The organism is Stenotrophomonas sp. FR012 (assembly GCF_047520565.2).
Taxonomy (GTDB): domain Bacteria; phylum Pseudomonadota; class Gammaproteobacteria; order Xanthomonadales; family Xanthomonadaceae; genus Stenotrophomonas; species Stenotrophomonas sepilia.
Genome location: NZ_JAXBQL020000001.1, coordinates 334,268 through 345,179, shown reverse-complemented (window position 1 = coordinate 345,179; position 10,912 = coordinate 334,268). Strand labels below are relative to the sequence as shown.

Here is a 10,912-nt window from a genome sequence, read left to right as displayed (position 1 = left end):
CACATAAAGACACGAAACGGCAACATTCAGCAAAAGTTCAATTTGATCTGACACGTAGAGAAATGGAGCATGAGCGCGTAAACCTGCGCCGGCATTGTTCAAAGAATCATTTCAAATCAAAGGCTTGAGCCGACATTACGCCCCGTCTGTCGCGGCCATGGCGCTCGTGTCCAAGGCCCTGGACACGTCATGCCCCGGCAGGCGCGCAACCCGTACCTGCAGGCAACCGCGAGCACGCGTTCATCATCAATTCACCCGCAGGGCAGGCATACGGGCAGCCCTCGCTCGGCGCTGCGGCGACGCCCGATGTGCCTTCCTGGGACGCCTCCTGGCGCGTGCACGCCCCTTGCGCAGGGACATGACCTTCGACACCCTTGCAGGTCTGGCCGGCGGCGTATCGTTCGGCCCACGGTCGCACCCGCGGCCACTCCCTGACTCACTCGGCCCGGAGGCCATTCAAGTGACCCGTACTCCCAAGATCGTGCTGCTGACCCTGGCCGTTTCGGCCGCGCTGGTCGGCTGCGGCAAGACTGAAACCCCGGCCAAGGACGCCGCCGCCTCCGCCCCGGCCACCGCCGAAGCCACCACCTATAAGCTGGACGAGAGCAAGCTGCCGGCCTACAACGCCTTCCAGCCGAGCGACCTGGACACCACCAAGGACGCCTGCACCGCCTTTGGCGACTACGTCAACAGCAAGTGGCTGGCCGCCAATGAAATCCCGGGCGACCGCACCAGCTGGGGCGCGTTCACCATCCTCGACGAGCGCTCGGTGGCCGTGCAGCACCAGCTGGCCGAACAGGTCGCGCAGGTCAAGAACCCGAACCACATCGAGAAGATCGTCGGCGACCTGTGGGCGACCGGCATGGACGAAGCGAAGATCAACGCGCAGGGCATCGAGCCGCTGAAGGCCGACCTGGCGGCGATCGACGGCCTGCAGGACAAGGCGGCGATCGCCAACTACCTGCGCACCAGCGCCGCCAAGGGTGACAACGTCCTGTTCGGCTTCGGCGCCGAAGCGGACTTCAAGAACTCGACCATGAACATGGCCTACGCCAGCCAGGGCGGCCTGGGCCTGCCGGATACCACCTATTACACCGATGCCAAGAACGCCGACAAGCTGAAGGCCTACCAGGCACACGTCGCCAAGGTGCTGGAGCTGTCCGGCGTCGCCGCGGCCGACGCGGCCAAGCAGGCCGAGGACGTGGTCAAGTTCGAAACCCGCCTGGCCAAGGCCTCCAAGTCGCGCGTCGAGCTGTCGCGCAACGTCGAGCTGTACTACAACCCGGTCACCCTGGCCGACGCCGACAAGCTGACCCCGAACTTCAGCTGGACCGAGTTCTTCAAGTCGCAGGGCGTGGCCGCGCCGGAGAAGTTCTCGCTGGCCATGCCGGCTTTCCATGAGGAAGTGAGCAAGGCGCTGGGCGATACCGATCCGTCGGTGTGGCGCGCCTACCTGCGCTTCCACACCGTGGACAGTGCCTCGCCGTACCTGGCTGACGCCTTCGTGCAGGAGAACTACGAGTTCTACGGCAAGACCCTCAACGGCCAGAAGGAACAGAAGCCGCGCTGGAAGCGCGTGCTGGGCACCATCGAGAATGATGCCGGTGAAGCCTTCGGCCAGCTGTACGTGAAGGTTGCCTTCTCGCCGGAAGCCAAGGCGAAGATGGAAGAACTGGTGAAGAACCTGGCCGCCGCGCTGAAGGACCGCATCCAGGGCCTGAGCTGGATGAGCGAAGAAACCAAGGCCAAGGCCATCGCCAAGTGGGAGACCTTCACCCCGAAGATCGGTTACCCGGACAAGTGGCGCGACTGGTCGGGCCTGCAGACCCAGCGCGACAGCTTCCTGGGCAACGTGCGCGCGGCCAACGAGTTCAACTACAAGTTCAACCTGTCCAAGATCGGCAAGCCGGTGGACAAGACCGAGTGGGGCATGACCCCGCAGACCGTCAACGCCTACTACAACCCGCTGCAGAACGAGATCGTATTCCCGGCCGCCATCCTGCAGCCGCCGTTCTTCGATCCGAAGGCCGACGATGCGCTGAACTACGGCGGCATCGGTGCGGTGATCGGCCATGAAATGACCCACGGTTACGACGACCAGGGTGCACGCTTCGGGCCGACCGGCAACATGGAAGACTGGTGGACCCCGGCCGACAAGAAGAACTTCGAAGGCCTCACCGGCAAGCTGGTCAAGCAGTTCGACCAGTACAAGGTCGACGGCCAGGCGGTGAACGGCCACCTGACCCTGGGCGAGAACATCGCCGACCTGGGTGGCCTGGCCACCGCCTACGACGCCCTGCAGAAGGCCTCCGCCGGCAAGGAAGATGCAAAGGTCGATGGCTTTACCCGCGACCAGCGCTTCTTCTTCAACTGGGCCACCGTGTGGCGCACCAAGTACACCCCGGAAAACGCCAAGGTCCGCCTGGCCACCGACCCGCACGCCCCGGCGCAGTTCCGCGCCATGGGTGCGCCGTCGAACCTGCCGACCTTCGCCGCCGCGTTCCAGTGCAAGGCCGGTTCGCCGATGGCCCGCAGCGGCGAGCAGCAGGTGGTGATCTGGTAACCCACGGCTGACGTTGCGGCGTACCTGCAGAGGCCCGGGAATTCCCGGGCCTTTGTTGTTCACAGCGCCCGTCATCCACGCATGGCCCACGCCGTTGGTAGATGCCGACCTTGGTCGGCGCACGGCTCGGCGGAGCCACCGTGATGCGTGCATGCCGCGCCCATGCCCGGCTTGCTATAGTGCGCGCGCCCTCAATCCATCACGGATTCGTTCCACATGCCCAACTTCCGTCCGCTTGCCATCGCCCTGGGCATCAGCCTGGCGACTCTGGTCCCGACCCACGATGCGTTTGCCGCCGCCAAGAAGAAGGCCGCACGCGCCCCGGCCGTCAGCGCCCAGTGCAGCGACTTCTACGACGCCACCAATGCAGGCTGGCTGAAGGCCAACCCGGTGCCGCAGACCGGTGCCACTACCGCGCTCGGCCAGCTGGTCGACCGCAGCCGCCAGCAGCAGCGCGACCTGCTCGACGCCGCGATGAAGTCGCCGCAGGGCAATGTGCAGAAGCTGCTGGGTGACTTCTGGGCCAGTGGCCTTGACGAAGCCGCCGTGGAGGCGGACGGTTCCAATCCGATCGCCCCGCTGCTGACCCGCATCAACGCCATCAAGAAGGCCAAGGATGTGCCGGCGTCGATCGCCGCGCTGCACCAGGTGGGCATCCCGGTCGCCTTCAACTTCGGCCCCGACGTCGACCTGAAGGCACTGGACCGCCACATCGGTTACTTCATGCAGGGCGGCATGGGCCTGCCGGATCCTGCGTTCTATACCCGCACCGACGCCGACACCGTGGCGCTGATGGGCCGCTACCGCAACTACGTCAAGCAGATCCTGGCGCTGACCGGCACCCCGGCGGCCAAGCTGGATGCCGAATCGCAGGCGGTAATCGCGCTGGAGACCGAGCTGGCGCGCAACGCGCAGTCGCTGGCCGGCATCAACAACCCGTTCAACAACTACGCGCCGATCTCCACCAAGGAGCTCAACAGCCGCTACCGCAATCTGCAGCTGGACGCTTTCCTGAAGGCACAGGGCGTGGATGACGACCTGGTCTCGCTGGCCGATCCGGGGCTGTTCAAGCAGCTCGATGGCATGGTCACCAAGCTCAAGCCGGACCAGTGGAAGGCCTACCTGCGCTGGCGCGTGGGCGATTCGATGGCGCCGTACCTGTCCAAGGCCTACCGCGACGCCGAGTTCGAATTCCGTGGCCGCGTGCTGCGCGGCGAAACCCGGCCACCGCAGCGCTGGGAAAGCGTGCTCGATGCGATCAACGTGGCCGCCGGCCCGATGGTCGGCCGCGAATATGCCGCGCGCTACCTGTCCGCCGAAGATCGTCGCCAGGCGGCGTGGATCGTCGACAAGCTGCGCGAAGTGCAGATCGAAGCGGTCAAGAACAACAGCTGGATGAGCGCCGAAGCCAAGGCTGAAGCGCAAGCCAAGCTGGCTGCGCTGAAGATCGAGATCGGCACGCCGCTGCGCGACCTGGACTACAGCGTGCAGCCGATGGGGCGCGGCTCGTTTGGTGGCAACATGCTGATTGCTTCGACCTGGCGCCACCGCGAGGAAATGAAGCGCATCGGCAAGGGCAATGCCGACCGCCGCTGGGACGTGCTGCCGCAGCAGCCGTCGCTGGCCTACGACCTGGCGCAGAACCGCCTGATCGTCACCGCCGCGATCCTGCAGGGCCCGGTGTTCAACGCCAAGGCCGACGCCGCCGACAAGTTCGGCAGCTTCGGTGGCCTGGTCGGCCATGAGCTGACCCGTGCGATCGATGCCAAGGGCGCGCTGGTCGATGCCAAGGGTGAGCTGCGCAGCTGGTGGACACCGGCCGACAAGACCGCCTGGACCCTGCTCGGCAATCGCGTGGCCGCGCAGTACAGTGCCTACGACTTCCCGGGCGTAAAGGGTGCCAAGGTCAACGGCACGCTCACCCAGGAAGAAAACCTGGCCGACATCGCCGGCCTGGAACTGGCATGGGCGGCGTATGCCGCGCAGGAGCCCAAGGCCAAGCAGGCACAGCAGCAGGGCTTCTTCCGCGCCTGGTCGACGCTGTGGGCACAGCAGCTGTCGCCGAACGAGGCCGCACGCCGCCTGACCGCCGACATCCGCGCACCGGGCCTGTGGCGCAGCAACGGCACGCTGGCCAACCTGCCGGCGTTCGGTGCCACCTTCAGTTGCAAGGCCGGGCAGCCGATGCAGCGCAGCGAAGCCGACCAGATCAAGGTCTGGCGCTGAGCCCGCTGCCGCACTGGTAGTGCAAAGGGCGCCTTCGGGCGCCCTTTTTTTGCGGGTGCAGCACGATCCGGGGTTAACACCGGGCGTGCTATCGCTGCGGCTTCGTCCAACGTGGAGCCGGACATGGCACACAAGAACACGATCTGTATCTGGTACGACAACGGCGCGCTCGAGGCCGCCACCTTCTATGCCAGCCTCCTGCCCGACAGTGCGGTGACTGCGGTGCATCACGCACCCGGCGACTACCCCGACGGCAAGGAAGGCAACGTACTGACGGTCGAATTCACGGTCTGCGGCATCCCCTGCGTCGGCCTCAACGGCGGCACCGCGTTCAAGCACAGCGAAGCCTTCTCCTTCCAGATCCAGACCGAGGACCAGGCCGAGACTGACCGGTTGTGGGACGCCATCGTCAGCAACGGCGGACAGGAGAGCCAGTGCGGTTGGTGCAAGGACCGATGGGGCATTTCCTGGCAGATCAGCCCACGCATGTTGATCGAAGCGGTGACCAGCCAGGACAAGGCACTGGCCAAGCGCGCCTTCAATGCGATGATGCCGATGAAGAAGATCGACATCGCCACCATCGAAGCGGCAATCCAAAAAGGGGACGGAGGGGATTAAGTCGTTTCTTCCCCCCTGTGCGCAGATGCGGATTGCGACTTAATTCCCTCCGTCCCCTTTTTCCGAGGTGCTGATGTCCTGGGATGCGATCATCATCGGTGGCGGCCACAACGGCCTGGTCTGCGCGGCCTATCTCGCACGCGCTGGCAAGAAGGTGCTGGTGCTGGAACGTCGTGGCGTTCTCGGCGGCGCGGCGGTCACCGAGGAATTCCACCCCGGGTTTCGCAACTCGGTGGCGTCCTACACGGTGTCATTGCTGCAGCCGAAGGTGATCGACGACCTGCAGCTGCATGCGCATGGGCTGCGCATCATCAATCGCCCGGCCAACAACTTCCTGCCATTGCCGGACGGCCGCTACCTGCTGTCCGCACCGGGCCGCACCCAGGCCGAGGTCGCGAAGTTTTCCGAGCGGGATGCGCAGCGGCTACCCGAATACGAAGCGCGCCTGGAGATCTTCGCCGATGTGCTGCGCGCGTGGGCCCTGCGCACGCCACCGGATGCCGGCGTTGCGGGTGGTTGGCGCGCGTTGCCTGCGCTGTGGCAGATGGGTCGTCTTGGTCGTGAACTGGCCACGCTGGATGCCTCGCTGCGGCAGGAGCTGCTGGACCTGTTCACGCTGTCGGCAGCCGAGTATCTGGATCGCTGGTTCGAAAGCGAACCGATCAAGGCGCTGTTCGGCTTCGATGGCATCGTCGGCAACTACGCAAGCCCCTATACACCGGGCAGTGCCTACGTACTGCTGCACCACGTGTTCGGCCAGTGCAATGGCATGAAAGGTGCGTGGGGCCATGCGATCGGTGGCATGGGCGCGATCAGCCAGGCCATCGCCACTGCCGCGCGGGAGGCCGGGGCTGAGCTGCGCGTGGATGCCGGTGTGCAACGCCTGCTGATCGAGCAGGGTCGTGTCGTGGGCGTGGCGCTGGCCAACGGCGAAATCCTGCGCGCACGCGCGATGATCGCCAACGTCAATCCAAAGCTGCTGTACGAGCAGATGCTGGCACCGGAGCAGGTACCGGACGCAACGCGCGAACGCATGGCGAACTGGCGCTGCGGTTCGGGCACGTTCCGGATGAATGTCGCGCTGTCGCAGCTGCCGGACTTCCGCGCTCTGCCCGGTCCCGGCGATCACCTCAGCGCCGGGATCATCATGGCCCCCAGCCTGGATTACATGGACCGTGCCTGGCTGGATGCGCGTCGCAATGGCTGGTCACGCGAACCGATCGTGGAAATGCTCATTCCCAGCACGCTGGACGATTCGCTGGCGCCGCCCGGGCAGCATGTGGCCAGCCTGTTCTGCCAGCACGTGGCGCCCGTGCTGCCCGGTGGGCGTCACTGGGATGATCATCGTGAAACGGTGGCCGATCTGATGATCGCCACCGTTGAACGGTATGCGCCGGGTTTCGCTGGCAGCGTACTGGGCCGCCAGGTGCTGTCACCGCTGGATCTGGAGCGCACCTTCGGCTTGATCGGCGGCGACATCTTCCACGGAGCGCTCAGTGCCAACCAGTTGTTCTCGGCACGGCCGATGGTTGGCCAGGCTGGCTATCGTGGTGCCCTGCCCGGCCTGTATCTGTGCGGGTCGGGAACACATCCCGGGGGCGGCGTGACCGGCGCGCCAGGTCACAATGCGGCGCAGGTGGTGTTGCAGGATCTGTAGAGGCGTGCCGACCAATGGTCGGCGCCCACAGCGTCAAATGATCCCATGCAAAGCGTGCCAACCAAGGTTGGCACCTACCCGCGTGGGAGAAGGCGTGCCGACCAACGGTCGGCACCTACAGCGTCAAATGATCCTTCGGATCATTTGACGCTGCGCAGATGGTTCGGGCGCTTCGGTGGGCCGGGCGGTCGGCGCTTGTTGAACGGCGGCTGCCCTCGCCAGTAACGGATCAGCAACCAGCCGAACAGCATGCCGCCGAGGTGCGCGAAGTGGGCCACGCCCGGCTGCAAGCCGGTCATGCCCAGCACCAGTTCGCCCACGCCGAACAGGATCACGAAGGTACGCGCCTTCATCGGGATCGGCGGGAACAGCAGCATCACCCGCTGGTTCGGGAACAGCATGCCGTAGGCCAGCAGCAGGCCGAACACGCCGCCAGAGGCCCCCAGCACCGTGGCCGGGTTCTCCAGCAGCGTACCCACCAGCAGCTGGCAGACACCGGCACCGGCCACGCAGACCAGGAAATACAGCAGGAAGCGCTTTTCGCCCCAGGTCTGCTCCAGCGGCGCGCCGAACATGAAGACCGCCAGCATGTTGAAGAACAGATGCATGAAGCTGCCATGCAGGAAACCGTAAGTCAGCAGCTGCCAAGGCTGGAAGTTGCCGCCCGGCGAGAACGCATCGAAGCCTTGCTGCAGCGGTTGCAGCATGAACGGCTCGAAGGTCTGCATGCCAAGCAGGAACGGCTGCTGCAGCAGGAACAGGATCGCGTTGGCGATCAGCAGGGCCTTGGTGACGGTTGGCAGACGCGGGAACATGGGAGCACCGGCATGGAACGGCCTCCATCATAGCCGCAGCACCGCGCCTTGTTGGCGACCGGCAGGTCCGGCCTGTTCAGTCGCCAGCGATGCTCAGCCCGGGCCCCAAACGGCAGCATCCAGCACAACCGCCGGATCGGTCGTGGGCATCCGCACCCGGCCGTTCTCAACCACCACGCCCTCGGCACGCAGCCGCTGCGACTGCTCGCGCCAGCCCGCCGACCCTTCTTCCATGGCGATGCGCCCATCCGAGCGCAGCACGCGGTGCCAGGGCAGGTCCGGGTCGTCGTTCTGGCCCAGGATGCGCGCGGTCAGGCGCGCACGCCCGGGCAGGCCCGCGCGCATCGCCACCTGGCCGTAGCCCATCACCTGCCCCGCCGGGATCGCGCGGATCACCGCCAGAATGCGCGCACGCGCCTGCTCCGGCGTCAGCGCCGCAGGCGGGTCACCAGCAGAACGCCGATCAGCACCAGCACGGTGCCGGCGATCTGTGCCGGCCCCATCGGTTCGTCGAGCAGCCATAGGCTCATCACGATGGTGGAAACAGGGCCCAGCATACCGACCTGCGCGGCCAGCGACGAACCCACGCGCTGCACCGCCAGCATGATCGCCAGCACCGGCAGCACCGTGCACACGGTGGCGTTGACCAGCGACAACCACTGTACCGGTGCCGGTGCCTGCCACAGCAGTGGCAGCGGATGGGTCACCGCGAAGTGCAGCAGCACCAGCACGCTGGCCACGCAGCTGGCGTAGGCGGTCAGCCGCACCGCGCCGATGCGTGCCACCACCTGCCCGCTGCCGAACAGGTACAGCGCGTAGCTGAGCGCACTGCCCAGCACCAGCAGGCTGCCGACGATGATCTGCCCACCTTCGCGCTGCAGATCGTGACCAAAGGCCAGCAGCACGCCCAGATAGCTCAGCACCAGCGCGCCGATCTGCCAGCGGCCCGGCCGCTGCCGTGCCAGCAGCACGTTGATCAGCAGCACCAGGGTCGGGTTCAAGTAAAGAATCAGCCGCTCCAGGGTCACGCTGATGTACTGCAGGCCCTGGAAATCGAGCAGGCTGGACAGGTAGTAGCCGGTGAAGCCCAGCCACAGCACGCGGGCGCGGTCGGCCCAGGACAGCGGCTCTGCCCGGCGCGCAGCCCACAGTGCCATCAGCACGAACAGCGGCAGCGCCATCAGCATGCGCAGGGCGAGCAGCGAGGTGGCATCGACGCCATGACGCAGGCCGAGCTTGACAATGATGGCCTTGCCGGAGGCGGCGATGGCGCCGATCGCGGCCAGGCCGATACCCCCCAGCGCGATGCGGGGGGAAGCCGTAGCGGTGCGGGAAGCGGGAGTGGACATCAGGACGACGGCGGGCCGCGCAGAGCGGCCCGGTAAGACGTGGGGGCGTCCATTGTCGCATGGGGGCGCCTGCTGTCCTGTAGCGTCGAGCCCGCGCCCGACTCCGCCAAGACGGGGCGAAAAGCAGCCGAGCATAGGCTCGGCGCTACAACCGCCCCAGGTCAGCGCATCAGCACCACTTCCTCGGCCGAGGTCGGGTGGATCGCCACGGTGTCGTCGAACTGGGCCTTGGTCGCGCCCATCTTCACCGCCACCGCGAAGCCCTGCAGGATCTCGTCGGCCGCTTCGCCCAGCAGGTGGATACCCACCACGCGCTCCTCCGGGCCCGCGCACACCATCTTGAACAGGCTGCGCTGGGTGCCGTTGGCCAGCGCCTGCAGCATCGGGCGGAAACGGCTGTGGTAAACGCTCACCTGGTCAAAACGCGCGCGCGCTTCTTCTTCGCTCATGCCCACTGCACCCAGCGGCGGGTGCGAGAACACCACGCTGGCCACGTTCTCGTAATCCATCTTCGATTGCGGACGTCCACCGAACAGGCGGTCCATCAGCCGCCGTGAAGCGGCCACCGCCACCGGCGTCAGGCCGACCTTGCCAGCGATGTCGCCCACCGCGTGCACGCTCGGCACAGAGGTGGTCTGCCATTCGTCCACCTCCACCTGCTGGTGCTCGCCGATGCCGATGCCCAGCTCTTCCAGGCCCAGGTCGCGACTGTTGCCACGCCGGCCGGTGGCGAAGAACACTGCATCGAACACGCTGTCGAGCGGGCCATCATGACCGAACGCACGTACGCGTTCGCCATCGCGCTGCAGTTCGCGCAGGCGATAGCCGAAATGGATGCGCACGCCCTGCTGCTTCAGGTTCTCGGCCAGCTGATCGGTCAGCTCGTAATCGAAGCGATCCAGCAGCCGCTGGCCGCGCACCAGCAGGCTGACCTTGCTGCCCAGTGCCTGCAGCAGGCCGGCCAGCTCCACCGCGATGTAACCGCCACCGATGATCGCCACCTCGGCCGGTGCCGCACGCAGATCGAAGAAGTCATCGGAAACCAGGCCCAGTTCAGCGCCGGGAATATCCGGGCGCAGCGGATGCGCGCCGGTGGCGATCAGGATGTGCTCGGCGCTGTAATGCACGCCGTCACTGCAGGCCACGGTATGCGCATCGAGCAGACGGCCGCGCGCAGGGATGCGCACCACGCCGGTTTCATCCAGGCGCTTGCGGTAGCTGGTGTGGATGTTGGTGATGTAGGCCTGGCGATGGATCACCAGCTCCTTCCACGACAGCGCCGGGCGTGCCTCGACATCGAAGCCCATCGCATTGGCCAGGCCGATGCGCTCGTGCAGGTCGGCCGCCAGCCACATCGCCTTCTTCGGCACGCAGCCAACATTGACACAGGTTCCGCCCAGTTCGCCCGGTTCCAGCATCGCCACGCGCTTGCCATGCTGTGCTGCGCGGATGGCGCCGGCCAGGCCGGCGGAGCCGCCGCCAAGGACGATCAGGTCGTAATCATAAGGTGCAGTGCTCATCGGAATCGCTCGGGTCGGTAAGGGGCAGGATCGATCGCTGGCGTGCGGCCGCAGACGAGATCGGCGATCAGCTGGCCGGTGCCGGCGCTCATGCTGATGCCGAGCATGCCATGCCCCGCTGCAAGCCAGACGTGAGGATGCGCGGGCGCGCGGCCGATCGGCAC

8 protein-coding genes and 1 pseudogene are annotated in these 10,912 nt (G+C 66.2%); 4 read left to right on the top strand and 5 right to left on the bottom strand.

The genetic code is table 11. From position 1 onward, the window contains the following. The first annotated feature begins 460 nt into the window (after positions 1-460). The 4 genes from ACM0O9_RS01690 to ACM0O9_RS01675 all read left to right on the top strand — a co-directional run bounded on the left by ACM0O9_RS01690 (position 461) and on the right by ACM0O9_RS01675 (position 7,064). Positions 461-2,563, top strand: coding sequence for a M13 family metallopeptidase (locus tag ACM0O9_RS01690; protein ID WP_065185502.1), 2,103 nt, complete (start codon positions 461-463; stop codon positions 2,561-2,563). A gap of 216 nt (positions 2,564-2,779) precedes the next feature. Continuing rightward, positions 2,780-4,789 (top strand): M13 family metallopeptidase, encoded by a 2,010-nt coding sequence (locus tag ACM0O9_RS01685; RefSeq protein WP_414603977.1) that lies wholly within the window; start codon positions 2,780-2,782, stop codon positions 4,787-4,789. A 123-nt stretch (positions 4,790-4,912) separates the two neighbouring features. Beyond that, positions 4,913-5,407 (top strand): VOC family protein, encoded by a 495-nt coding sequence (locus tag ACM0O9_RS01680; RefSeq protein ID WP_069139599.1) that lies wholly within the window; start codon positions 4,913-4,915, stop codon positions 5,405-5,407. A gap of 73 nt (positions 5,408-5,480) precedes the next feature. Continuing rightward, complete coding sequence (locus tag ACM0O9_RS01675; protein WP_235649414.1) at positions 5,481-7,064, top strand: phytoene desaturase family protein; 1,584 nt, start codon at positions 5,481-5,483, stop codon at positions 7,062-7,064. 140 nt (positions 7,065-7,204) lie between these two features. Here ACM0O9_RS01675 and ACM0O9_RS01670 read toward each other — a convergent pair whose 3' ends face one another. The 5 genes and pseudogenes from ACM0O9_RS01670 to ACM0O9_RS01650 all read right to left on the bottom strand — a co-directional run. Then, positions 7,205-7,879, bottom strand: coding sequence for a rhomboid family intramembrane serine protease (locus ACM0O9_RS01670; protein ID WP_235649415.1), 675 nt, complete (start codon positions 7,877-7,879; stop codon positions 7,205-7,207). A 93-nt stretch (positions 7,880-7,972) separates the two neighbouring features. After that, positions 7,973-8,401 carry an MGMT family protein gene (locus tag ACM0O9_RS01665; RefSeq protein ID WP_372484192.1) on the bottom strand — a complete coding sequence of 143 codons (429 nt, stop codon included), beginning with the start codon at positions 8,399-8,401 and terminating at the stop codon, positions 7,973-7,975. Then, a complete protein-coding gene (locus ACM0O9_RS01660) occupies positions 8,308-9,228 on the bottom strand; it encodes a DMT family transporter (RefSeq protein WP_235649416.1) in 921 nt (306 codons plus the stop codon). Before ACM0O9_RS01660 ends, ACM0O9_RS01665 begins: the two co-directional genes overlap by 94 nt. 161 nt (positions 9,229-9,389) lie before the next feature. Further along, positions 9,390-10,754, bottom strand: a complete 1,365-nt coding sequence (gene gorA, locus ACM0O9_RS01655) for a glutathione-disulfide reductase (RefSeq protein ID WP_502321928.1) — start codon at positions 10,752-10,754, stop codon at positions 9,390-9,392. Next, positions 10,745-10,906: pseudogene (locus ACM0O9_RS01650) on the bottom strand (amino acid dehydrogenase); the annotation flags it as partial. The pseudogene ACM0O9_RS01650 and the gene gorA, both read right to left, overlap by 10 nt. Positions 10,907-10,912 lie beyond the last annotated feature (6 nt).

Coding starts and splice junctions, on each gene's coding strand:
- ACM0O9_RS01680 (WP_069139599.1), top strand. CDS start 4,913: ATGGCACACAAGAACACGATCTGTATCTGGTACGACAACGGCGCGCTC.
- ACM0O9_RS01685 (WP_414603977.1), top strand. CDS start 2,780: ATGCCCAACTTCCGTCCGCTTGCCATCGCCCTGGGCATCAGCCTGGCG.
- ACM0O9_RS01670 (WP_235649415.1), bottom strand. CDS start 7,879: ATGTTCCCGCGTCTGCCAACCGTCACCAAGGCCCTGCTGATCGCCAAC.
- ACM0O9_RS01665 (WP_372484192.1), bottom strand. CDS start 8,401: ATGGCTGCTCGACGAACCGATGGGGCCGGCACAGATCGCCGGCACCGT.
- ACM0O9_RS01660 (WP_235649416.1), bottom strand. CDS start 9,228: ATGTCCACTCCCGCTTCCCGCACCGCTACGGCTTCCCCCCGCATCGCG.
- ACM0O9_RS01675 (WP_235649414.1), top strand. CDS start 5,481: ATGTCCTGGGATGCGATCATCATCGGTGGCGGCCACAACGGCCTGGTC.